The organism is Cycloclasticus zancles 78-ME (genome assembly GCF_000442595.1).
Classification (GTDB): Bacteria; Pseudomonadota; Gammaproteobacteria; order Methylococcales; family Cycloclasticaceae; genus Cycloclasticus; species Cycloclasticus pugetii.
The window spans coordinates 2210424-2234453 of the sequence record NC_021917.1 but is presented as its reverse complement, the minus strand read 5'-3'; the positions used below and the strand labels follow the sequence as shown (position 1 = coordinate 2234453).

At 42.7% G+C, this 24030-nt stretch carries 26 protein-coding genes and 1 tRNA gene; 16 read left to right on the top strand and 11 right to left on the bottom strand.

Going from position 1 to position 24030, the window contains the following annotated elements:
* Positions 1-46: 46 nt before the first annotated feature.
* Entirely contained in the window at positions 47-1111 is a 1065-nt protein-coding gene (locus CYCME_RS10675; protein WP_016389874.1) for an HD domain-containing phosphohydrolase, read from the top strand.
* A 91-nt stretch (positions 1112-1202) separates the two neighbouring features.
* Here the strand turns inward: CYCME_RS10675 and CYCME_RS10670 are convergent.
* From CYCME_RS10670 to CYCME_RS10660, 3 genes are all read right to left on the bottom strand, one after another.
* Positions 1203-1278 (bottom strand) — tRNA-Thr (locus tag CYCME_RS10670).
* 48 nt (positions 1279-1326) lie between these two features.
* On the bottom strand, positions 1327-1740 hold the full coding sequence (locus CYCME_RS10665; protein ID WP_015005265.1) for a Fur family transcriptional regulator: 414 nt from the start codon (positions 1738-1740) through the stop codon (positions 1327-1329).
* A 54-nt stretch (positions 1741-1794) separates the two neighbouring features.
* On the bottom strand, positions 1795-2877 hold the full coding sequence (locus CYCME_RS10660) for an NAD(P)/FAD-dependent oxidoreductase (protein ID WP_020933020.1): 1083 nt from the start codon (positions 2875-2877) through the stop codon (positions 1795-1797).
* Between the two features lie 91 nt (positions 2878-2968).
* On the opposite strand from CYCME_RS10660, the gene pip reads away from it, so the two are divergent.
* Positions 2969-3916: a prolyl aminopeptidase gene (pip, locus tag CYCME_RS10655; protein WP_081651249.1), complete on the top strand. Its 948-nt coding sequence runs from the start codon at positions 2969-2971 to the stop codon at positions 3914-3916.
* Between the two features lie 22 nt (positions 3917-3938).
* Here the strand turns inward: pip and CYCME_RS10650 are convergent, their stop codons facing one another.
* The 5 genes from CYCME_RS10650 to pqqB are packed head-to-tail and all read right to left on the bottom strand — an operon-like array spanning position 3939 to position 8066.
* The gene (locus CYCME_RS10650; RefSeq protein WP_015005268.1) at positions 3939-5048 is read right to left on the bottom strand and encodes an S-(hydroxymethyl)glutathione dehydrogenase/class III alcohol dehydrogenase; all 1110 of its coding nucleotides are present in this window, start codon (positions 5046-5048) and stop codon (positions 3939-3941) included.
* Between the two features lie 20 nt (positions 5049-5068).
* Positions 5069-6184, bottom strand: a complete 1116-nt coding sequence (gene pqqE / locus CYCME_RS10645; protein WP_020933018.1) for a pyrroloquinoline quinone biosynthesis protein PqqE — start codon at positions 6182-6184, stop codon at positions 5069-5071.
* Positions 6159-6434, bottom strand: coding sequence for a pyrroloquinoline quinone biosynthesis peptide chaperone PqqD (gene pqqD / locus CYCME_RS10640; protein ID WP_015005270.1), 276 nt, complete (start codon positions 6432-6434; stop codon positions 6159-6161). The genes pqqE and pqqD overlap by 26 nt, the downstream gene beginning before the upstream one ends.
* Complete coding sequence (gene pqqC / locus CYCME_RS10635) at positions 6431-7156, bottom strand: pyrroloquinoline-quinone synthase PqqC (protein WP_020933017.1); 726 nt, start codon at positions 7154-7156, stop codon at positions 6431-6433. Before pqqC ends, pqqD begins: the two co-directional genes overlap by 4 nt.
* Before the next feature lies 1 nt (position 7157).
* On the bottom strand, positions 7158-8066 hold the full coding sequence (gene pqqB, locus CYCME_RS10630) for a pyrroloquinoline quinone biosynthesis protein PqqB (RefSeq protein ID WP_020933016.1): 909 nt from the start codon (positions 8064-8066) through the stop codon (positions 7158-7160).
* 581 nt (positions 8067-8647) lie between these two features.
* Between pqqB and CYCME_RS10625 the strand changes: the two genes are divergently transcribed.
* From CYCME_RS10625 to CYCME_RS10605, 5 genes are read left to right on the top strand one after another with little or no spacing between them, the layout of a single operon-like run.
* Positions 8648-9544: a hypothetical protein gene (locus CYCME_RS10625; RefSeq protein ID WP_020933015.1), complete on the top strand. Its 897-nt coding sequence runs from the start codon at positions 8648-8650 to the stop codon at positions 9542-9544.
* An 18-nt stretch (positions 9545-9562) separates the two neighbouring features.
* Positions 9563-12058, top strand: a complete 2496-nt coding sequence (locus CYCME_RS10620; protein WP_020933014.1) for a CsgG/HfaB family protein — start codon at positions 9563-9565, stop codon at positions 12056-12058.
* Between the two features lie 23 nt (positions 12059-12081).
* Positions 12082-13665, top strand: coding sequence for a COG3014 family protein (locus CYCME_RS10615; RefSeq protein WP_020933013.1), 1584 nt, complete (start codon positions 12082-12084; stop codon positions 13663-13665).
* On the top strand, positions 13662-14120 hold the full coding sequence (locus CYCME_RS10610; RefSeq protein WP_020933012.1) for a YcfL family protein: 459 nt from the start codon (positions 13662-13664) through the stop codon (positions 14118-14120). Before CYCME_RS10615 ends, CYCME_RS10610 begins: the two co-directional genes overlap by 4 nt.
* A gap of 50 nt (positions 14121-14170) precedes the next feature.
* A complete protein-coding gene (locus tag CYCME_RS10605) occupies positions 14171-14704 on the top strand; it encodes a hypothetical protein (RefSeq protein WP_020933011.1) in 534 nt (177 codons plus the stop codon).
* A 61-nt stretch (positions 14705-14765) separates the two neighbouring features.
* Here the strand turns inward: CYCME_RS10605 and pqqA are convergent, their stop codons facing one another.
* Together pqqA and CYCME_RS10600 are read right to left on the bottom strand one after the other, a co-directional pair.
* Complete coding sequence (gene pqqA, locus CYCME_RS12985) at positions 14766-14840, bottom strand: pyrroloquinoline quinone precursor peptide PqqA (protein ID WP_016389867.1); 75 nt, start codon at positions 14838-14840, stop codon at positions 14766-14768.
* A 94-nt stretch (positions 14841-14934) separates the two neighbouring features.
* Positions 14935-15651: a HesA/MoeB/ThiF family protein gene (locus CYCME_RS10600; RefSeq protein WP_236886358.1), complete on the bottom strand. Its 717-nt coding sequence runs from the start codon at positions 15649-15651 to the stop codon at positions 14935-14937.
* Positions 15652-15970: 319 nt separating this feature from the next.
* Here CYCME_RS10600 and groES point away from each other — a divergent pair, with 319 nt between their 5' ends.
* Both groES and groL read left to right on the top strand, forming a co-directional pair.
* Positions 15971-16258 (top strand): co-chaperone GroES, encoded by a 288-nt coding sequence (groES, locus tag CYCME_RS10595; protein ID WP_015005275.1) that lies wholly within the window; start codon positions 15971-15973, stop codon positions 16256-16258.
* 32 nt (positions 16259-16290) lie between these two features.
* Positions 16291-17943, top strand: a complete 1653-nt coding sequence (gene groL / locus CYCME_RS10590) for a chaperonin GroEL (protein WP_020933009.1) — start codon at positions 16291-16293, stop codon at positions 17941-17943.
* A 216-nt stretch (positions 17944-18159) separates the two neighbouring features.
* Here groL and CYCME_RS10585 read toward each other — a convergent pair whose 3' ends face one another.
* A complete protein-coding gene (locus tag CYCME_RS10585) occupies positions 18160-19221 on the bottom strand; it encodes an alkene reductase (protein WP_015005277.1) in 1062 nt (353 codons plus the stop codon).
* A 354-nt stretch (positions 19222-19575) separates the two neighbouring features.
* Between CYCME_RS10585 and CYCME_RS10580 the strand changes: the two genes are divergently transcribed.
* From CYCME_RS10580 to tolR, 7 genes are read left to right on the top strand one after another with little or no spacing between them, the layout of a single operon-like run.
* Positions 19576-20322, top strand: coding sequence for a YebC/PmpR family DNA-binding transcriptional regulator (locus CYCME_RS10580; protein ID WP_015005278.1), 747 nt, complete (start codon positions 19576-19578; stop codon positions 20320-20322).
* A 10-nt stretch (positions 20323-20332) separates the two neighbouring features.
* The gene (gene ruvC / locus CYCME_RS10575; RefSeq protein ID WP_015005279.1) at positions 20333-20827 is read left to right on the top strand and encodes a crossover junction endodeoxyribonuclease RuvC; all 495 of its coding nucleotides are present in this window, start codon (positions 20333-20335) and stop codon (positions 20825-20827) included.
* The gene (gene ruvA, locus CYCME_RS10570; RefSeq protein ID WP_015005280.1) at positions 20824-21423 is read left to right on the top strand and encodes a Holliday junction branch migration protein RuvA; all 600 of its coding nucleotides are present in this window, start codon (positions 20824-20826) and stop codon (positions 21421-21423) included. Before ruvC ends, ruvA begins: the two co-directional genes overlap by 4 nt.
* A gap of 11 nt (positions 21424-21434) precedes the next feature.
* Positions 21435-22481 (top strand): Holliday junction branch migration DNA helicase RuvB, encoded by a 1047-nt coding sequence (ruvB, locus tag CYCME_RS10565; RefSeq protein ID WP_015005281.1) that lies wholly within the window; start codon positions 21435-21437, stop codon positions 22479-22481.
* Positions 22482-22505: 24 nt separating this feature from the next.
* Complete coding sequence (ybgC, locus tag CYCME_RS10560; RefSeq protein ID WP_015005282.1) at positions 22506-22916, top strand: tol-pal system-associated acyl-CoA thioesterase; 411 nt, start codon at positions 22506-22508, stop codon at positions 22914-22916.
* Positions 22913-23614, top strand: coding sequence for a protein TolQ (tolQ, locus tag CYCME_RS10555; RefSeq protein ID WP_015005283.1), 702 nt, complete (start codon positions 22913-22915; stop codon positions 23612-23614). Before ybgC ends, tolQ begins: the two co-directional genes overlap by 4 nt.
* Complete coding sequence (gene tolR / locus CYCME_RS10550; protein ID WP_016389859.1) at positions 23592-24023, top strand: protein TolR; 432 nt, start codon at positions 23592-23594, stop codon at positions 24021-24023. The genes tolQ and tolR overlap by 23 nt, the downstream gene beginning before the upstream one ends.
* Positions 24024-24030: the final 7 nt, after the last annotated feature.

The following is a 24030-nucleotide window of genomic DNA, read 5'->3' as shown; positions in this document are numbered from 1 at the left end:
TTATAGAAAAGATTGATGAGCTGTTAAAAATGATTCGTGAGACGTGATGATTGATACAAAAGGTTCCAAAATACTCATCGTAGATGATGAAAAAAGAAACAGGGTGTTACTCAGGAAACTGATGGAAGAAGAAGGGTATCAGGTTGAAGAAGCCTCTAGTGGCAGCTTGGCGTTAGCGCAAACCAGTATGTTTTCGCCAGATTTGGTTTTATTAGATGCCATGATGCCAGAAATGGATGGTTTCGAAGTTGCGACGCAACTTAAAAGTAATGATAAAACAGAGGGTATTCCGGTGATTATGGTCACCGCTCTTGATGATCAGGCCTCTCGTGAGAAAGGGCTTTCAAGAGGGATTGAAGAGTTTATTACCAAGCCAATTAAAGCCAATGAAATTCAAATTAGAGTTCGCAATCTGCTAAGGCTGAAAATTGCGAATGATATTTTGAAGAACCATAATCATCTTCTGGACGAGAAAGTAAAAGCACGCACTCAACGGCTAAAGGCGTCATTTGAAGAGAGCATATTTTTATTAATGCGTGCCTCAGAATATAGAGATGATGAAACCGGTGCGCATGTTAAACGCATTAGTCACTATTGTAGGCGTTTAGCGGAAATGCTTGGAATGAATAAAATTTTTTGTGACACCTTGTTTTTAGCCAGTTCGATGCATGATATTGGAAAAATAGGTATACCCGATAGTGTTCTTTTAAAACCGGGCGGGTTTGAGCCTGGTGAATGGGAAATAATGAAAAGTCATACCACCATTGGCGCTGAGATTTTGAAAACAAGTGAGCATAGTTCGAGCTATATCAAAATGGGTAAAAAAGTGGCCTTATGTCATCATGAGAAGTGGGATGGAAGTGGTTACCCAAATGGTTTAAAAGGTAAGGAGATTCCACTGTCTGCTCGTATTATGGGCCTGTGTGATGTATATGATGCGTTACGAAGTGAACGGCCTTATAAAAAGGCGTTTGATCATAAAAAAGCGGTAGGTATTATAGAACATGGCGATGAGAAAATTAAGTCAGGCCATTTCGATCCGGCAGTTAAAGAAAAATTTGTGGCTAATCACGAAGTATTTAATGAAATATTCGAAACCTATAAAAGCTAAGACGAAAGCGGTTTACTTTATATTGCTGGGCCAAGGCCTAGTATTTTTGAATATTCCCTAATGGGCAGGTTACTTTAAAAAGTCATTAAAATGGAGCCAATGAGCGGATTCGAACCGCTGACCTACTCATTACGAATGAGCCGCTCTACCACCTGAGCTACATCGGCTTTATGGGCGAGAAAGTATAGGGAATTGTTGAAGGTGAGACAAGACGTTTACTGGTTGTTAACTTTAATAATAACTTCAACAGAGTGAAAATCAGTACCTTTGGGTAATGCGGGAAGGTTTTGAATGGTGATCTCGCCATCGTTAACATCAGTGAGTGTGTTGGTGTCTGTATTGTAGAAATGGTGATGGTGTTTGGTATTAGTATCGTAGAAGACTTTGTTAGGGTCAATAATCACCTCACGTAATAAGCCTTTATTAGCAAACAAGCCGAGGGTGTTGTAAACGGTTGCTTTTGAAACGGGTTGTTGCCCTTGATTAATGGTTGATAAAATTTGGTCGGCGCTCACGTGCTGTTGTTTCTTAAACAGAAAATTAGCGATTTTAATGCGTTGTTGAGTGGGCGTAATGCCATGCGCATTAAGTAAGTATTTAACGTGTTGTTCGCCTGTTTTTTCAGCCATTATCATCACCTTGATCTCTTGGTCTCAGTATAGCACAAGGTTTTTAGTGGGTAGTTAACGCTGTAATTGGTAGGGTGTTGGGTCTATTTTACAGCGTCTATTTAACAAAATATCGCTCATTAATTCGGCACTTGCCGGTGCTGTAACAATACCATTTCGATAATGCCCAGCATTGAGACTTAGGTTGCTGAGAGGGGCAACTCTACAAATATAAGGGATGCTGTTGGGTGAAGCAGGTCGAAGCCCAGCCCAGTGTGCATCAGGTTCAATGCTTGCTAAATCGGGGTATAACTGTTGGGCAAAATGCTTAAGTTCGTCGAAAGCGGCCTGTGTGGTACTGGCATCGAATTGAGTGTATTCGCGTGTGCTGCCAACGACAATTCGCTTATCTTTCCTAGGAATAATATAACGGTTGTCATCCATGACCATGCATAGGTTGGTGATATCTGTTGGTGGGAAACAGATCATTTGACCTTTAACAGGCTTGATATCTGGTTGCGGGCAAAGCTTGGGTACTAATTGTGTACTCCAAGCGCCGCCACAAAGGATGTATTCATTAGCGCTAAGAGTAGTTTTTCCAATCTCGGCACCTGTAACGGCATAATCTGTATGCTGTAATTTTGTTACTTCTTGGTCGTTATAAAATGAGACACCGTTAAGCGTTAAATACTGGGTTAACGCAGCTGACAGTTTGTGGGGCCGGATGGTGGCAACGTCTGGCCGGTAAATGGCAGATTCTGTAAAGGGCGCTAAGTGCTCGAATTGGCTGTTGAGCTCTTCGACAGATAACACTTCAACGGGTGAATTATTTTGTTCGCACCATTGGATAGCCTGAGGCAGTTCATTATCCTCAAGTACTAACATGCCAGATAATAACCATTCTGGATCTATTCCTGTTTGATCACGAAGCTCGATGGAAAGTTGCTGATAGACCGACTGGCTAAGTGAGCTGATTGCATTAACAGGTTCGGAATATAACCAAGGCCGCATCGGGGATAAAATGCCACCGGCTGCCCAAGTAGCTTGTTGGCCGCGACTGTTTTTATCAACCACCGCAACCTTTGCCCCCGCTTGCTGTAGTTCCTTAGCTGTTAATAAACCAAGTAGGCCGCCGCCAATAATAAGAAAATCGAACATAATGAAGTGGGGTTTTAAAAAGCCGTAGTATAGCGTAGTCTAACTCGATATTTGCTGAGCCTGATCAGCTTTTAAGTGATGAAAACGAAGGATGTTAATATTGAAAACGTTGTACCCTGAGATTGAACCCTTTGCCCATGAGTGGCTTGATATGGGGGATGGGCATGAAGTGTATCTTGAGCAAGTAGGTAACCCTAAAGGGGTGCCGGTTATTTTTTTGCACGGTGGGCCGGGTTCAAGTTGTAAGGCGCATCATCGCTGCTTTTTTAACCCTGATAAATACCATATTATTTTGATGGATCAGCGCGGTGCTGGCCGTTCGAGACCCTTGGGGCGGTTGAAAAACAATACAACGAATCATTTATTACAAGATATGGAGTTGATTCGTAAAAAACTGGCCATTGAAAAATGGTTGCTGTTTGGTGGCTCTTGGGGCGCAACATTAAGCTTGTTGTATGCCCAACAATATGCAAATAATGTATTGGGGTTGGTTTTACGAGGTACATTTTTAGCACGTTCTAAAGATGCAGATTGGTTTCTTAAAGAGGGTGTAAACAGGTTATACCCTGAAGCGTGGCAGCGTTTTACGGGCCATATTTCAAGCAATGAACGTAAAGATGTGTTGAAGGCATATTATCATCGTTTAAGTATTGATGATGAGCAGGTCCTTCAAGAAACAACCCGTGAGTGGGATGCATGGGGTGGTGCGGTGGTGTTAGGTGATGATTTTAAGGCAGAAGCGTTGGATGGAGCGGTGCCTGAAAAAGCCATCGCGCAAGCACGTATCGAAACGCACTACGCGATGAATAACTACTATATTCGAGAAAATCAAATTTTGGATAATGCTATTCGCATACAAGAGATACCCTGCACTATTATCCACGGCCAAAAAGATTTTATGTGTCCGATTGAGTCGTCATTTTCGTTGGCGCAAGCACTTCCTCTTGCACAGTTTATCCGTTTGCCAAATTCAACGCATTTAGCGCATGGTGATGAAATGATTGATGCGTTGGTGTCGGCAACTGATCAATTTGTATGATCCTGTCAGACAAAACTGCGTATTAATAGATAATCACCGAGCGAATACTTTTTCCTTGATGCATTAAATCAAAGGCACGGTTAATGTCGTTTAAGGGCATGGTATAGGTGACCATTTCATCTATTTTAATTTCCCCGCGAAGGTATTTTTCAACATAATCGGGTAGTTCGCTGCGACCTTTAACGCCTCCAAAAGCCGTACCGCGCCAAACCCTGCCTGTGACCAGCTGGAATGGGCGAGTGGATATTTCTTGTCCTGCACCCGCTACGCCAACAATAACAGACTCACCCCAGCCTTTATGGCAACACTCTAGCGCAGAGCGCATGGTGTTAACATTGCCGATACATTCAAATGAGTAATCAACACCGCCATCGGTCATGTCGACAAGAACATCTTGAATAGGCTGATCAAAATGCTTCGGGTTAATACAATCTGTTGCACCGAGTTGTTTGGCAAATTCGAACTTATCTTCATTGATATCAATAGCGATAATCCGTTCAGCATTCGCAATAACAGCACCTTGAATAGCACTTAGACCAATACCACCTAAGCCAAAAATAGCGACAGTACTACCCGGTTCTACTTTGGCGGTGTTGAGCACAGCGCCGATACCCGTAGTGACACCGCAACCTAATAAACAAACCTTGTCTAACGGCGCTGCTTTGTTTATTTTAGCGAGTGATATTTCTGGTAAAACCGTGTATTCGGCAAAAGAGGAGGTGCCCATGTAATGGTATATTGCTTGTCCATTTTTGGAAAAGCGAGAGGTGCCATCAGGCATTAATCCTTTGCCCTGAGTGACTCGAATGGCTTGGCACAAATTGGTTTTGCCCGATAAGCAAAATTTGCATTGCCCACATTCTGGTGTGTACAACGGAATAACGTGGTCACCTACTTGTACTGAGGTGACGCCTGGGCCAATTTCTTCAACGATGGCGCCAGCCTCATGGCCTAATACGGCAGGGAAAATGCCCTCAGGGTCATCGCCGGATAAGGTAAACGCATCGGTATGACAAACACCCGCGGCGACGTTTCGAATTAACACTTCTCCATGTTTTGGTCCGTCTAAGTTAATGTCTTCTATGGATAATGGTTGACCTGCTTTCCAGGCAACAGCAGCGGTTACTTTCATGGGTGTTCCTTGGGTAGGGGTTAGTGATTAAATTGTTTAGAGTTTTTGCTGTTTCTAAATAATAGTGGCTGCTCAGTTAGTTGAGTAGCTTGTTTAATAGCATCGGTTACTAGGTAGTGTTGTGTTGATAAATCACAAACAGGGTCTGCGTTTGTTGCATCACCGGTTAATAATAAGGCTTGGCAATGACAGCCGCCAAAGTCTTTATCTTTTTCAGAACAACTTCTACACGGTTCTTTCATCCAGTCATCGCCACGAAAGTAGTTGAAGGCTACAGAGTGATTCCAAATGTCACTTATTGAGAAGTCTTTAACATTTGGGCAATCAAAGTTAGGCAGTTGACGAGCAGAATGACAAGGTAATGCCGCACCATCTGGCGCAATGGTTAAAAAGGTGGTTCCCCAGCCGTTCATGCAAGCTTTTGGGCGGTTTTCGTAGTAATCAGGTATGACGTAATAAATTTTCATCTTGCCTTGTTGAGAGCGTTGGTATTCGTTAGCAATTTTTTCAGCGTCTTGAAGTTGTTCTTGCGTTGGCATTAGTTGATCGCGGTTGTGATGCGCCCAACCATAATACTGTGTGTTTGCTAGTTCTACAAAGTCGGCGCCCAAGTCAATCGCCATCTCTAGAATATCCCTCATTTGATGAATGTTTTCGCGGTGTAATACAACGCATAACACCATTGGGTAACCATGTTTCTTAACTAATTTAGCCACGGATTTTTTATCGTCAAAGCTTTCTGTGCCAGCAATAAAGTCATTTAATTCTTTTGAGCTGGCTTGAATGCTGATTTGAATGTGGTCTAAACCAGCGTCTTTTAACTCGGTAATTTTAGCCTCATCCATCTTGTAGCCGGAGGTGATGAGGTTGGTGTAATAACCGAGTTGGTGTGAATAGTTAACCAGTTCTGCTAGGTCTTTCCTAACCAGCGGCTCGCCGCCTGAAAAGCCCAGCTGTACGGCACCCATTTCGCGAGACTGCTTCAGCACACGTTTCCATTCATTGGTCGATAATTCAGCTGAGAAATTTTTGTAATCCAAGGGGTTAGAACAGTATGGACACTGTAATGGGCAAGCGTAAGTTAGCTCTGCAAGCAACCAGCGAGGTGGGCTAGGTGTTTTGGGTAATCCAGCCATTATTGAGCGCGGTAGTTAAGAAATGGGTAATATCGTTTTTAATACCCGTTGTTGAAAATTTTACTTCAAGTACTGAAACAATATCGTCAAGTGTGTGCTGGCCATCGCAGAGGCTTAAAATTTCAGCAGAGCTTTGGTTTAGCTCAATAAGCCCTTCAGGGTAGAGCAACACAAACATATTTTGTGCTTCTTCCCATTGCAAGCGGTAGCTTGTTAACAACTGAAAGGGCTCAGTGAGTTGCAGGCTCATGATTCAACAGTAAAGTAAGGTGGCATTTCATGAACATAAGCCATGTGCATTGCATCAGCCATGGTCCATAGAATATCCAGTTTGAATTTTAAAATACGAATCATTTTTTCTTGTTGTTCACGGGTTTTATACCAGCTTAGGGTGATGCGTAGGCCATGCTCAACATCACGGCGGGCTTCGCTTAAACGTTTTTGAAAGTAGCTCAGCCCTTTTGGGTCAATCCAAGGGTAATGCGCTGGCCAATTATCTAACCGTTGTTGGTGAATTTTGGGTGCAAAAAGTTCGGTTAACGATGAGCTAGCCGCTTCGTGCCAATCGGCCCGACGAGCAAAGTTAACGTAGGCATCTACGGCAAAGCGAACGCCGGGAAGCACATGTTCTTCAGATAGCACTTCTTCACGCGTTAAACCCACCGCTTCGCCCAGCTGTAACCATGCCTCAATGCCACCCGTTTCACCCGGTGCGCCATCGTGGTCAATAATACGTTGGATCCACTGAGCACGGGTGTCCCTATTGGGGCAATTCGCCATAATGGCAGCATCTTTTAACGGAATATTAATCTGGTAATAAAAGCGGTTAGCCACCCAGCCGCGTATTTGCTCTTTGTTAAGTGTGCCTTCGTGCATCATCACGTGATACGGGTGGTTAATATGATAAAAACGCTCCATATCGCGGATGCGTGTTTCAAATTCTTGCAGTGACCAAGGCGTTTTTTCTGTCATCTTAGAGCTCGATATTCATATTGTCATACGACACCTCAATGCCGTGTTGGGTCAGTATATCGCGTTCTTCAGATTCCTCATCTAGAATTGGGTTGGTATTGTTGATATGAATCAAAATTTTGCGCGGTTTATCGAGCGTGTCTAAAAACTCAATCATTCCGCCTTCTCCGAATTGCGGTAAATGCCCAATTTTTCTTGCAAGTAACGGTCGCCCTACAGAAGCGAGTTCGTCATCCGTCCAAAAGGTGCCATCTACTAACACGCAATCAGCCTCTGTCATTGCTTGTTCAACGTGTGGCTCAATCACGCCTAGGCCCGGTGCGTAGAAAGTTGTTTTGCCGGTGGATATTTGGTGAATAATCATGCCAATGTTATCACCTTCGTGCGGATCGTTGCGGTGGGGTGAATACGGTGGCGCTTTGCTTTTTAACGGTAAAGCAGTGAACTCCAAATCATCAATGTTAGGAATTGTAAACGCATCGCCGTTCAATGGGATTGGATGGTCTTCAACGCCACAGAAATGCTCCAAAATATTAAAAATAGGGAAGCCCGCGGTTAAATCTTGTTTCACCATGTCCGTGCAATAGATGGTGAGTGGATCGCCTTCACGCAAAATCAGCAAACCCGTCGCGTGATCAATTTGGGAATCAAATATCACAATGGCTTCAATGCCCGTGCCGCGTACTTTGTTTTTAGGGTGAATCTCGGGAAAGTTTTCTAGTTGCGCACGTACGTCAGGCGATGCGTTAAATAATGCCCAATGTTCACCGTCGGACGACACAGCAATGGATGATTGGTTGCGGGTGGAGGCTTTAATGGTTCCTGCTCGTACAGCTTTGCAATTTGGGCAGCTACAATTCCACTGAGGGAAGCCACCACCAGCACCTGAGCCTAAAACACGAATTTGCATAAAAGCGACCTGATTATTTGATAAATTTCGTGTCATTTTAATGCAGATACTGATAGCTAAGTGATTATATTTTAATATTAAAGTCAAGAAACCAATGAGTTAAAAAAGCTTATGGAGATAGGGCTATCAGTCAGAATATAAAGAAAGCAAGGTTTAAAGTAATAAGTGAGACTTTAAATGTTTTATTGGTGACGGTATTACTTAAGCGCAAATGTAAACTAAGCTTTTGTTGACAACATTGGCATGACGATGGCAATGAATATCTTGTATAAACGGGGTTTTTATTCTTCAAAAAAATAAATTTATTTTATTTAGCTTCATTTTAAAAAAAATGGCTCTAGGTCACTATAAATCCTCTATTTGTTGTAAATTTCGTTCTGTCATTGTAGAGAGTTGACAGTGCTTTTTTTTGTGGTATCTTTTACACCTCATGGATGAAAATTATAGCTCTTTGAATTTGGTATCAGAGCGCTTTAAATGCAGCGTTAAGCCCCATTTTTACTAGGGTAAGACGCAATTAATCTTTGGCTATTCGTCCATTATTTTGTTATTTATAACTCTAATGTTGTGGGGATAGTTCGTTGATTAAAAAAGCGTGTTCGTCATCTGTTGTTTGTCTAGCCTTAGTGGCGGTTCTTTTTACACAAAACCTTTGGGCAGCGGAACAACCTGCTGTGGCGATTAAAGAGCCTAAAGTGGGTGAGAAAGTCAGTAAATATTCTCGAAAACACCTGAACCTAGAATTGCTCTGGGCAGAGTTGGAAAGCTCGTTTCGTAATACCCGTAAATTTCGAGTTGTGAGTCGCAATAAAGAAGTTATCGCTGATATTAGAGAAGAGCAGCAGTTTGCCGAATCTGACTTAGCCAAAGGCGATGCAGCGGCAACAGGAGTAATGTCTAATGCACACTATCTTATTTTGCCGAAGGTGCAAAACTTCAAGTTTTATCGTTCTCATAAAGCACTGCCAAATTTTGATGATAAGTACAAACGACAAGACTCTGGTTTAATTCACCTGACAGCTCAGATGGTCGATACGGCATCGGGACAGGTGGTATCAACTTTCGACCTTAAAAGTTCTTTTGCGACAAAATCCGCGATTGTGAATGGCAAGGGTGGGGTGCCTAATAATACGAACTTTACAAAAATGGCAAAAGAGGTGTCGGCGAATCTAGCCGATCAATTTGTTGATGCTGTTTACCCCATGAAAGTCGTCAAGCGAACACGTAAAAATCAAATCATTATTAATCGCGGTAAAGATGGTGGCCTGAAAAAGGGTCAAAAATATAAGGTGTTTTTTGCGGGTGAAGAATTATTTGATCCTGATACAGGCGAGTCTCTTGGTTCTGGCGAGGAGTTAGTTGGAACAATAGAAATTGTTCGAATTAACCCTAAAGCAAGCTATGGCAAGATTCTTTCTGAGGAAGACCCTGAATATGGCCCTATCGGGGTCGGCGACATTGTTCGTAAACCGCAATAGCTTAATAAGGGAATAGTTATGAATGGATTCAATAAAAGCATATTTTTTTCAATATCAATGTTGGCCATATTGTTAGTTAGTCAGCTGTCATTGGCAGCACCTGCTACCTTAAAGCAACAGAAAAACAAGGTGAAAATTGCTGTTATGGGGCAAGGAGACTTTCACCCTGATCGTACAGTTCAAGGCAATATTCGTACTTTGCCCGATGGTTTAGCAGCGCGTTTAATTGAGCAGTTATCAGCAACTAAACGTTTTGATGTGGTGGAACGTAGTGCGTTGCGCCACGTTATTCGTGAGCAACAATTTGGTGCAGATATAAAAGAAACGGACTTAGATAAGGTCATTGAGGAAACTGTAGACGATTTAGCTGATGTGAATGGCTGGACAGTGGCGGCTGCAAGTTCTGCTGCAGATCATAATGATCGTCTAAAAGAATTTAAGAATTTGGGGACGGCTATTGGTGCAGACTATATTGTTTATGCTGTACTAGAAAAACAAAGAGGGTCACAAAAAAAGACAGCGGTCCCTTTTAGTGATAGTCAGCGCGTGATGGTTAAAAACCAAGTGGATGCGCGTTTGCGGTTACGGGTAATTGATGCTGTTACAGGCCGTATTATTGGCGCAGATAGTCTTCGTACTAAAATTTCTGACACTGCGTTTACGGGTAAAGAGGCTACGCAGGATGAGTATTCAATGTTTGATCACTTGGGCTTGCAAGCAGCGATCAGTGTTTTGGATATGATTTTCCCTGCACAAGTAATCAGCGCTGATCCTTGGGTTGTGAACCGAGGTAGCAATGAGCAAGTCTCTGTTGGTGATCTCTATGAGATTTCTCGTGAGGGAAAAGATATTAAAGATGCTTCAGGCATTTCAATTGGCAAGTTACGTAAAGATATTGGCCTAGCTAAAGTAAACCAAGTTCAGAAAACGTTCTCGGTTCTTTCCGTTATTGAAGGTAATTTAAAGATCAATGATCTTGCCATCGCTCAGAAAAAAGAAAGTGGTTTATCAGTTGGAAAAACAGCGCCTTCGTTACATAAAAGCTCAGATATAGGCGGCCAACCCGCTCAACGACCTCGTTTAGCAGTTGGGCTTGTGAAAGCTCATTCAACAGCGACGACGGGTATTGATGCTAATTTGCATATTCCAGCTTTTACCGACACCTTAATTTCTCGTTTAGCACAAACCAAACGTTTTCAATTAATTGATCGTCAGGAAACCGATCAACTGATTGATGAGCAGTTGGCGCAGGCGATGGCAGAGAACCGAGATATGGTGTCGGCGATGGGCCAGTTAAAAGGTGCAGATTATGTTGCTATTGGCAGTGTTGCTAGTTTTACGATAGAAGAGCGAACAGTGCGTTTACCGGGTTCTTCTCGTACCTTTGTCTCGCAGGCAGGGCATATTGAAGGCAATATGCGTATTGTTAATGCACGCACCGGCGATATTATGGAGTCACGTAAGATTTCTGTGAGTCAATCGGTAGAAAAAACGGGTTCTGAGACTAGGATTATTTCTGAACTTGCAGATGCATTTGCTGATCAGGTTACCGTTAACTTAATGAATGCCATTTACCCTATCAAGGTGGCGGCTATTGTGTCAGGTGTTGCTTACATCAATAGAGGTTCCGATGGTGGTTTATCTGTTGGTGAAAAGCTCCGTGCCGTTCGTCCAGGCGAAGCGATCATTGATCCAGATACAGGTGTTCAATTGGGTGTGGCAGAAGAGGAGCTGGGCACTGTTGAATTAAATGAGGTGGAGGATGCTCGTTCAAAAGCAGCGACAAATGGAGTCGCGTTGTTAACGGGTGATATTTTAAAGCGACTGGATCATTCTAAAGGGCGGCTTAGTCAGCAAGGGTTGGCGTCAATAACTCCAAAACGTACAGGTGGTGATGCGACAAAAAATGACGGAAAGGTGCTGACGCTAGCGGTAGGAAAAATTAAAATAAATCCACGTGGAAATAACCAGCAATTAGTGGGGATTAATGATGCGCGTATCACCAATGATTTGATGATTAAATTATCACAATTTCCAGAGTTCGACATTATGGAGCGTAAGGAGATTGACCAGATATTGGATGAAAAAGCGTTTACTTCGATTGCAGCGGGTTCAGCACCTGACACTACGCTAAGTGAGTTGAAGGGAGCTGACTACCTTATTCATGCTGCTATAGATGATTTTAGCGTTCGTGCAGAGAGAAAAAAAGTGCCTTACACCAATGAGATTCAAATACGTTATTTTGGTACGGTCGAGGCTGGCGTTCGATTAATTGATGTCCATTCTGGCCGTTTAACCAGCGCTATCAAGGTGAGGGTTAATGAAAGAATTAAGCAAGTAGAGAGTCAGGCGCTTGCAGTTAATGATTTGTTGGATCTATTAACAACTGAAATAGCGACTCAAATCAGCGATGATTTATCGGCCCGTCAAAAAGGTGAGCTAGTCCCCATAGGGCGTCGAGCTAAGCAAGCTGAAAGTAAGCCTGCTCCCGCCGTTAGACGGCCAAACTTTTAATTTTAGAGAGCAAGCAAATCGTTATGAATTCTAATAAATTAATAATTTGTATTTCTATTATCTGCTTGGCTTGCTTATCTACAAGCTTGTTCGCTTTTGATGCGTTATCGTCATTTTCAAAAGCGGTGAGTGCAGTAGGTGGCGCTGCGGTTAAAAATACAGCAGAAAAAACTGTTGCGACAAAACCCGCTTCATTGAAGGCAGGGGTAAGCTCCAATAGAAAGGTTGTTTACGAAGGCTATACAAAAGATATGTTAGCCATTAAAAAAATGATTTCATCTGGAGAGGTGGGGCAAGCGATTAAGTTACGCCAAAAAGGTATTACGGATCCAAATAAACTTGATTTATTGGCTAATTTAGAATTAGGGCTGATGGCGCTGGATGCGGAAGATGTGACATTGGCCCAAGCCAGTTTTTCCAGTGCAGAAAGATCTCAAGTGGCTAAAAAAGAGAGAGGTACCGTTTCAAGCTTCTTATCAGGTTTAGGATCTGCGGGTGTCTCAACAATTAGTGGTAATGAAGAGCTGGGTGAGTATCCAGGTGTTGGGTTTGAGCGTGTTTTGATGCTGAATTATAAATCGATAGCCTATCTGCTAGAAGGTGACCGTAATGCCTATAACGTGACAAGGCGAGCGATTGATTTACAAAACATGGAGAAAGAAGCATTTGATGAGAGAATTCGTGAAGCGAAAAAAGAAATAGCCAAAGAAGAAAAAGAGCAAAAAGAAAAAGGAGCCGAGCTGGCAAATGTTGGCTTTGGTTCAATAATAAAAAACCAGTACAAAGGCTCTAATAAGGAAGCATCTAAAGTAGCCAGCGCATTTGTTAACCCATTCGGTTTTTATGTTGCAGGTGTAGTACAAGAGCTCGATAGCTATGAAGATAGATCACTTAGAGATAATGCTCGTATATCCTATAAAAAGGCGCTTGAGCTTAACCCTAAAAGTGATGTTATCAAACAAGCTATTAAAGACATTAAAAAGCCCGCGCCTACGGGGCGTCGTTTGGTTCATGTTATCGCAGGCGATGGTTTTGCTCCCGAGAAAAAACTTCTGAAATTTGATCTAAGTTTAGGGTTTGGGCCGCCAACACTTATTGAGTTACCTATTTATGAGGCAGTAGACTCACAGGTTTACCGTATTGAAGCACAAACATCGACAGGTAAACGCTGGGCAAGGCTTTCTGAAGTGGCCGATATTACGGCTTTAGCATTGCGTCATCAAAAAGAAGCGGGGCCTTTAGAGCAACTACGTATGATGACGACGGTTATACGTAATGTTATCGAAGGGCATGCCTGGAATCAAGCTGCGCAAAGTGCTGGGGTTTTTGGTTCGTTGGTTAATTCGGTTAAATCTGAGCGAGATAAAATGGTTCACCCTGATACACGTTCGTGGACAACGTTACCATCAAAATTAATGGCAGCACGCTTTTACGTTCCAAAGTCTGTTTCGCAAATTAAAATCAGCACTTATAACCGACAGGGTAAAAGGCTGAATAGCAAGCTCGTGAAAATTGATAAGGGGAGTCATAATATCGTTTATGCAAGATCGCTAAACAAAACGTTATATACGGCTAGTAGTGACAAAATGTGGGTGAAAATGAGATGAAAACTTTATATATATTAATGGCCTGTGTTTCCTTAACGGCATGTAATACGGTGAATAGCATAGGGCAGCAACCGACGGTTAGGAATCACCAGCAAAATACAGTGAGTACCGCGCATGCGCGTGCTCGATTAATTGCTGGCTCAAAAAATTTGGTTGGAAAGATAGATCTAGTTGATGTTCGTTTTGGTTCAGTGGGCCAACTTCAGCGCGCAGAAGTGTCGGTACAAAATTTATCTAATAAACGTTACTCATTGGAATACATGTATTCTTGGGAGGATCAACAAGGGTTCAAAATAAATCAAAATACAGTTTGGAAGCGTTTTAGCTTAGGCCCTAGGGAAATCAAAAGCTTTCAAACACTTGGAGTGACACCTCAGGCATACAACTTAACGATGACTGTTAGATTGCCTGATGACTTCTTTATTCACCAAGAAAAAAGCAACCCTGATCGATAAAGTGATGCTTAATTTTGACCAAAACTTCACACTAAATAAATAGGATATTTATGAAAACTCTAAAAATTTCAACCTTATTAGCGGTAGCGGCTGTTCTGTCTGCTTGTCAGACAAATCCCCTTATTACTGGTGGGCAGTCAAATGTGTCTATCGTGGGGTCAGGTGAAAGAGGGCATCTATCTGCTGAACTAACTATGGCTGATTATACTGAGCTGGCAGAAACGGTCACTAATAAAATGTTATCTTCAGGCTTAGTACAAACATGGGGCAATAAAAGGCCTCGACTGATTTTGGCTAAACTAAGAAATAATACAGATAATGAAAGTATAAGGATGCAAGATATTTATGATCGTATTACTGAAACATTACTGAACTCTGGTTTATTAAGGTTGGTTGATACATCGGCGACAAGTTTCGACTATGTTGTGCGTTCTGAATTATCGTCTAATCGCCAATTTGGTTCTAATGGACAACAGCTTGTAGGTTATAAATTAGAATTAAAAATGATGACCTTAGATGGTGAAATGAAGGGGCAGTGGTCTGGTTTGCTGACGTTGGCAAAGGGTAAAAGGAGCTTTCTATAACTGAGAACAGCTGGATTTAATATAAAAAAAGGTTCCAATAGGAACCTTTTTTTATATTAAATTATCGGTTGTAGATATACATTGTTACTTCAAAGCCGAAACGTAAGTCTTTATATGTTGGTGTTTCCCATTTCATCTCTCTTCTCCTCGATATTCTTTTGTTTTTTCCGTTCGACATTAATTCTAACATAAGTTAGAGCGAATGTTTTTCAATAACGAGATCAAGTGCTTTATTCAGTAGTTGTGTTTGAGCAGGTTGGGCAATTAGGGTTTCGCGGTAGCTTCATGCTTTGCCAATCCATTGAAAGGCCATCGAGTAATAGCACGCGACCTTGTAGAGATTTACCGGCGCCGGTGAGAACTTTAATTGCTTCGAGTGCTTGCATGCTACCGATGATGCCGGTGATAGGTGCTATCACGCCATTGTCTGAACAGCTTTGATCTACTGCTCCGTCGCGTGGGTAGAGGCAGTTATAGCAAGGGCAGGTGTTATCGCGTGAGTCAAACACAGAAATTTGTCCCTCAAAGCGAATGGCCGCGCCAGAGACTAAAGGCGTTTTAGCGGCGACACAGGCATCGTTAATGGCAAAGCGGGTTTCAAAATTGTCACAGCAATCGACAACAATATCAGCGAGTTTAACTTGTGCTAATAACTCATCGCCTTCTAACTTTTTATTGATGGCGGTGATTTCAATCATGGGATTGATTTGGTGAAAGGACTGTTTTGCTGACTCAACCTTTGGTTGACCAATGTGCTTAGTAGTGTGGGCGATTTGGCGTTGTAAATTAGATAGGTCTACTTCGTCAAAGTCACTAATGACCATGTGACCGATGCCAGCGGCAGCAAGGTAAAGCCCAACTGGGCTACCGAGACCGCCCATGCCGATGATAAGGACTCGTGCATCCAATAAAGCTTGTTGCCCTTCAATATCAATTGAAGGCAGCATGATTTGTCGGCTGTATCTAAGAAGTTGTTCGTCATTCATGGTCAGTTGTGTAGGTTATTGTTGCCAATAATTATGGTAACTGAGTTTTATGATTATTAAGCATAAGTTTCGTAGAAGATAAGCAAAAGACGCTTATTTGTTGGTTCAGCAGGTAGGCTGAGGCGACAGTAGTTAAGCATTTTTATGCTGCAGTCTTCAAACTTTTAAAAAAGCCATAAAATTTTTCATATTATGGGGTTGATTTAGTTGAACATCACCCCATATCTATGGGGCTAGCCATAATGGCTATATCAATATTAAACAATAGGAGATTCAATAAATGAACTTACGTCCATTAGGTGATCGCGTCATTATTAAACGCGTTGAAGAAGAAGCGGTTAGTGCAGGCGGTATCGTGCTTCCAGATTCGGCAAAAGAAAAACCAAGTCAAGGCAACATTGTTGCTGTGGGTAATGGTGCTATCAATAGTAAAGGTGATGTTCAGCCGATGTCTGTAAAGGTTGGCGATAACGTGATGTTTGGCAAATATTCCGGTACTGAAGTTGAAGTAGGCGGTGAAGAATTATTGGTGATGAGCGAAGGCGACATCATTGCAGTTGTTGAATAATTTAAAGTTTATTTAGAGAAAGGAAAAGAAACATGGCAAAGCAAGTTAAATTTGGTGATGATGCACGCAGCCTAATGGTTGAAGGTGTAAACACACTAGCAAAAGCAGTTAAAGTAACATTAGGACCTAAAGGCCGTAATGTTGTGTTAGACAAAGGCTTCGGCGGCCCAACTATCACTAAAGATGGTGTGTCAGTTGCAAAAGAAATCGAATTAAAAGACAAGTTCCAAAACATGGGCGCGCAAATGGTAAAAGATGTTGCCGCTAAAACATCTGATGTTGCCGGTGATGGAACAACAACTGCAACAGTGTTGGCTCAAGCTATTCTTACTGAAGGCTTGAAATCTGTCGCAGCGGGTATGAACCCAATGGATTTAAAGCGTGGTATTGATAAGGCGGTTGTTGCTGCAGTTAATGCAATTAAAGACTTATCAGTGCCTTGTGCTGATACCAAAGCAATTGCTCAAGTAGGCACAATTTCTGCTAACTCTGATGAGTCCGTCGGTAAAATCATTGCTGAAGCAATGGACAAAGTGGGTAAAGAAGGCGTTATTACTGTCGAAGAAGGGTCTGGTTTAGAAAACGAATTAGACGTCGTTGAAGGTATGGAATTTGATCGTGGTTACTTGTCACCTTACTTCATCAACAATCAAGAAAGCATGAGTGTTGATATGGAAGACCCTTTCATTTTATTACACGATAAAAAAATCTCAAATATCCGTGATTTGCTTCCAACTCTAGAGGCCGTTGCAAAAGCAGGTCGTCCATTATTAATTATCGCAGAAGACATTGAAGGCGAAGCATTAGCAACCTTAGTTGTTAATAATATGCGCGGTATCGTAAAAGTAGCGGCTGTTAAAGCACCTGGCTTTGGCGATCGTCGTAAAGCAATGTTAGAAGACATTGCGATTTTAACAGGCGGTACTGTTATTGCTGAAGAAGTTGGTTTAACACTTGAAAAAGCAACGTTAGAAGACTTGGGTTCTGCAAAACGTGTAACGATTACTAAAGACAGTACAGTTGTTGTTGACGGTGCAGGTCAAGCGGCAGACATTGAAGCACGTGTAGCACAAATTCGCTCACAAGCTGAAGAAGCAAGTTCTGATTATGACAAAGAAAAACTTCAAGAGCGTATGGCTAAACTAGCTGGTGGTGTTGCTGTTATTAAAGTAGGCGCAACAACAGAAGTTGAAATGAAAGAGAAAAAAGCGCGTGTAGAAGACGCATTACATTCAACACGTGCTGCGGTTGAAGAAGGTGTTGTACCGGGTGGTGGTACTGCATTAATTCGTGTTTTAGAGGCTGCAAGCAAAGCTGAAGGTCTGAACCATGATCAAGATATCGGTATTAAAATTGCGTTACGCGCAATGGAAGCACCATTACGTCAAATTGTAACCAATGCTGGTGAAGAAGCATCCGTTGTACTTCAAGCGGTTAAGCAAGGCACTGGAAACGAAGGATACAATGCGGCCACTGGTGAATATGGCGATATGATTGAAATGGGTATTCTTGACCCTGCAAAAGTAACGAGAACAGCGCTTCAAAATGCTGCGTCTATTGCGGGCTTGATGATTACGACAGAAGCTATGATTACCGATGAGCCTGAAGAAGCCGGTGCTGGCGCAGGTGCAATGCCAGATATGGGCGGCATGGGCGGCATGGGTGGAATGGGCGGCATGATGTAAATCATCCGCATATTTCGCTAATACTGGTTCGTAGCGTTTTTAAAAGCCTGAAAGTGGTTCACTTTCAGGCTTTTTTTATGCTTAAGCGGTTAAAAAAGTGCTGTGAGTAGACGTAGAAGCCTTTAGAGCCTAGGTCTAAAGCTTTTTAAAATTGTCTGGCTCTTCCTGCTTTAATTTTTTCTTGATTCTTCAGTTTACCGAAAACAAGCCTGTGTTTTAGCTTACCTGTGAAACCAACGGATAATCGGTATAACCTTTGCTGCTTGAGGCATAAAAGGTTGTTGGGTCAGGTGTGTTGAGAGGTGCATTGTCTCGAAACCTTTCTACCAGATCTGGGTTCGCAATATAGAGTTGGCCAAAGGCGACTGCATCTGCTTGATTTGAGTTTAATACAGCACTGGCGCTTTCTTTTGTGAACCCTTGGTTGGCAATGTAAACGCCGCCAAAAGCTTTTTTTAATGTAGGGCCGAACCAATCATCACTGTAGGCCTCGCGCGAGCAGATAAAGGCAATTTTTCGTTTACCCAGCTCTTTTGCAACATAGCTAAAGGTGCCTAGTAAGTTGGAATCGCCCATGTCGTGTGCATCCCCTTTTGGAGCCAAGTGCATCCCCACTTTGTCTGCACCCCAGACGGAAATAACAGCATCGGTCACGTCCAACATAAATCGAGCACGATTTTCTATACTGCCACCGTATATATCTGTTCTATGGTTGGTGCTGTCCTGAAGAAACTGGTCCAGTAGGTAACCATTCGCACCATGAATTTCTACGCCATCAAAGCCTGCCTTTTTAGCGTTTTCAGCCCCAGTGCGAAACTGCTCTACGATGTCTTGGATCTCATTTAGTTCCAACGCATGTGGTGTGACAAAAGGTTTTTCTGGGCGAATTAAACTAACGTGGCCTTTGGGTTGAATGGCGCTAGGGGCCAGCGGTAATTGACCATCGAGGAACATCGGGTCAGAGATTCGCCCAACATGCCATAATTGCATAATGATTCTTCCACCTGCTGAATGTACCGAGTCGGTAACTTTTTTCCAAGCTTCAACCTGTTCATCGGACCAAATGCCGGGTGTGTCTGCGTAGCCAACGCCCATGGGTGAGACGGCTGTCGCTTCGCTGATAATTAAACCAGCTGAGCTGCGTTGTACATAATACTCAATCATCAATTCGTTAGGAATACGGCTGCTTCCTGAACGTGAGCGGGTAAGGGGGGACATGATAATACGGTTTGGTAGCTCAAGCGCACCAACCTTTATGGGGTCAAATAAATCAGCCATCTGTTTCTCCTGATAAGGTGAGTAATCGGTTTTAAAAGATTTTAGCATAGTTCAAAGCGATTAAATAAAACTTACAGCACGCTTTGCTAGATTGTTTGTTAGCATTAATGCTGTTTTTGAGGGCTACCAAGGTTGATTTAACAGTCGGTTATTTAAATCGACAAGGCGTTATTTTCAATGAAAAAATGAGGAGCGGCAATTTCTTGTAGAAAGCAGTTCTCAAAGATATCAGGCTTTCGTTGATTCAGGCCATACTGCTTTATAGGTCAAGCTAATAGAGAGTGGTTTCGCTTAAGCAAAACCCAAGGGAGTGATACACTTCGCTTGTTGAATATTACTTGGAGAGGTAGATGTATGGCGGGTCATAGTAAGTGGGCGAATATTCGTTTTCGTAAAGGCGCACAAGATGCGAAACGAGGCAAATTATTTACTAAGCTTATTCGTGAAATCACCGTTGCAACCAAAGCAGCAGGCCCTGACCCAGATAATAACCCTCGATTAAGAGCCGCTGTAGACAAAGGCCTATCTAATAATATGAAGCGGGACACTATCGAGACGGCGATTAAAAAAGGCAGTGGTACAACTGATTCAGAGAATTTCGATGAGATCCGTTATGAAGGGTATGGTCCTGCAGGAATAGCGATTATCGTCGATTGTTTAACCGATAATAAGAATAGAACGGTTGCTGAAGTGCGTCACGCCTTTAGTAAAGCAGGTGGTAACTTAGGGACCAGTGGATCGGTTGATTACATGTTTCAAAAACTTGGCGCGATTAGCTTGTCGAGTCAGTTAGATGAAGATCGTTTGATGGATGCCGCTATAGAGGCGGGTGCGGATGACGTTATTACACATGATGACGGATCGTTTGAGGTGTTGACGCCAGCAGAAGATTTTATGATGGTTCGTGATGCCTTGGTTGAATCGGGTTTTCCGTATGAGCATGCCGAGGTAACGTTGCGGGCAGATAATTTATCGCCGGTGAATGAAAAAGATGCCGAAAAGGTATTACGATTGTTAGATGTGTTGGAAGATTTGGACGATGTGCAAAACGTTTATTCAAATGCAGATTATCCAGATGAAATAATGAACAGCGCTGAGTAAGTATAGTTAGATGCGAATACTAGGTATTGATCCGGGCTCTAGAACCACAGGTTATGGTGTTATAGATGTGTCTGGGCGAGAAGTTAAATACGTCGATAGTGGGTGTATACGAACCGGTGGTGGTGCGCTACCTGACAGGTTAAAAAAAATATACCTTGGTGTTCGTGAAATAATGCAGCATTATCAACCCCAAGAAATGGCGGTAGAGCAAGTTTTTATGGGGCGTAATGCCGATTCGGCGTTGAAGTTAGGGCAAGCTAGAGCCTCAGCAATTTGTGCGGTATTTGATCATGATATTAAAGTGTTTGAATACGCAGCACGTCAGATCAAACAAGCACTGGTTGGTAAAGGCAGTGCCGATAAAACACAGGTTCAACACATGGTTAAAATTTTATTAAAGCTACAAGGCGACCCGCAAATGGATGCCAGTGATGCGTTAGCAGTGGCGTTGTGTCATTTCCATACGGATCAAACAAATCAAGCAACTTCGAAGGTGTTTGCATGATTGGTTTTTTACGTGGCACGGTAGACGAAAAGCAAGCGCCACATGTTGTGATAGATGTAAATGGGGTGGGTTACGATGTTGAAACACCTATGTCGAGCTTTTTTAACCTACCAGCATTAGGCGAGACAGTATCTCTCCGGACTCATCTTGTCGTTCGAGAGGATGCCCATGTATTGTATGGTTTTTTAACGGAGCAAGAACGGGCGTTATTTAGAAGCCTGATTAAAGTAAATGGAGTGGGTCCTAAAGTTGCCTTGGGTATTTTATCAGGCGTGAGCGTTAGTGATTTTTGTTTGTGGGTGAGTGATAGCAATGTAGCCGCTCTAGTGCGTTTGCCCGGCATAGGCAAAAAAACGGCGGAACGATTAGTGATTGATATGCGTGATCGTTTACCAGAGGGAACAGTTACGACCACGCCACCACCGTTGGGCGTGTTGACGCAAAAAACATCAGCTGTTGAAGAAGCGATTAGCGCTTTAGTGGCGTTAGGCTATAAACCGCAAGATGCTGAAAAGCGTGCACGAGCCGTAGCCAGTGATGATGCTAGCAGTGAACAAATTATTCGTTCTGCCTTACAATCAGCCGCAAAGAAATAAAAGTAACCGACATGATAGAAAGCGATCGACTCATTAGTTCTGACAACTTGCTGGATGATGAAGCAATAGACCGAGCTATTAGACCTAAAACCTTAACGGATTATATTGGTCAGCCGGCAATCCGTGAGCAGATGGAAATTTTCATGTCAGCTGCTAGGTCACGTTCAGAAGCGCTAGACCATGTACTGATTTTTGGCCCACCGGGCTTAGGTAAAACCACCTTGTCACACATCATCGCCAATGAAATGGGGGTGAATTTACGTCAAACATCTGGCCCCGTGTTGGAAAAGGCCGGTGATTTGGCTGCGCTACTAACTAATCTTGAAGAAGGCGATGTATTATTTATTGATGAAATTCATCGCCTAAGCCCTGTGGTAGAAGAAATCTTGTACCCAGCGATGGAAGATTATCAGCTAGATATTATGATAGGTGAAGGTCCAGCAGCGCGTTCAATTAAGCTGGATTTGCCTCAGTTTACGCTAGTGGGAGCGACTACTAGAGCTGGATTGTTAACCTCACCATTACGTGATCGGTTTGGTATTACGCAGCGTTTAGAGTTTTATAATGATGCCGATTTATCACACATTGTTCAGCGTTCAATGGATATATTGGCCTTGCGGTCAGACGCTGAGGGGGCTAGAGAAATTGCCGTAAGATCACGAGGAACACCGCGCATTGCAAACCGCCTGTTAAGACGTGTTAGGGACTATGCGGATGTCAAAGGTGATGGTGTGATTACGGCGGATATAGCAAATAAAGCGTTGTCGATGTTAGAGGTGGATAAAAGCGGATTTGATAAATTAGATCGCCGCTTATTAAATACCTTAGTGGATACGTTTGATGGTGGTCCAGTGGGTGTAGATAGTTTGGCCGCTGCATTAAGTGAAGAACGAGGCACGGTTGAAGATGTGTTAGAGCCCTACCTTATTCAAAAAGGTTATATTATGCGAACGCCTCGTGGTCGAATGGCAACACGTCATGCCTATGAACACTTGGGCTTAAAGGCACCGAATAAATTGAACATAGATGAAGACGATACAGTGTCTGAGGCAGAGTAGGGTCAGCTGATCCAATAGCAATATATGATGCACGATAATCATCAATGGCCAATACGTATTTATTACGAAGATACGGATATGCAAGGGATTGTGTATTACGCTAATTACTTGAAATACTTGGAACGAGCACGAACGGAGTTTTTGCGTAGCAATGGCGTTGAACAAGATGTATTGATAAGCGAACAAAATGTCGCATTTGCAGTAAGGGCGGTTCAAATGGATTACTTGAAGCCAGCAAAGTTTAATGATAATTTGCTGGTGCTTACACAAATAGCAACATTAAAACGTGCCTCATTAGTTTTTCAGCAAGCAATTGTGCGGGCAGACAATAACCGTGAAATAATAAACAAAGCCGTTATAAAGGTGGCTTGCCTTGATGCGCAAAGTATGAAAGTCAAAGCCATTCCACAACAAATGATTGAGCAATTAACATGACAAATGATTTATCCATCGTTCACCTGATAACACAAGCGGGGCCCATCGTAAAACTGGTGATGTTGATGTTAGTTGTGGCCTCCATTATTTCGTGGACCTTTATTTTTGCAAAATACAAAGAATTTCAATCTGCATTTAAGGTAACCAATACATTTGAAAAGCGGTTTTGGTCTGGGATTGATCTTAATGAATTATCACGCCAAATAGGTTCGGCTCACCATAGCCGATGTGGTATGGAGAGCATTTTTCATATGGGCTTTCAAGAGTATAAGCGTCTGAAAGAACAATCTGGCATGGAGCCGATGCATGTTGTTGAAGGTGCACGCCGTGCAATGCAGGCTCAGTACACACGAGAAATGGATGTGCTAGATAACCATCTACCTTTTTTAGCGACAGTCGGTTCAACAAGTCCATACGTTGGTTTGTTTGGTACGGTATGGGGCATTATGAGCTCATTTCAAGCATTAGGTAATATGAAGCAAGCAACATTGGCTTTAGTGGCACCAGGTATTTCAGAAGCACTGGTGGCGACGGCAATGGGTTTGTTTGCGGCCATTCCAGCGGTTGTTGCATATAATCGGTTTTCAAACAATGCTGACCGCTTGGCCACACGTTACGAAACATTTATGGACGATTTTACAACCGTGTTGCAACGCCAGGCACATGTCAGCATGAATGAGAAAAGCAGTGGCTCGTAGCACAAAACGTCGGCCGATGGCTGAAATTAATGTGGTGCCTTATATCGACGTTATGTTGGTATTACTGATTATTTTTATGATTACCGCGCCACTTATTCAACAAGGTGTAGAAATTGATTTGCCGCAAGCCGATGCTGAGCAGGTTGACGATGATAATATTCAACCATTAGTCGTAACAGTAGATCAGCAAGGGCAATATTATTTAGACGTAGGTGAAAAGACGGATGAGCCAATTTCAACAGACACCTTACAAATTAAAGTAGCAGCTGTCTTACGTAATAAACCTAAAACGCCGGTGATGATACGGGGTGATAAAGGCGTGCTATATGGTGAAGTGGTACGAGCAATGACTAGCTTGCAAGCTGCAGGTGTACCAAGCATTGGTCTGCTAACGGACCCAAATCAATAACAACAAT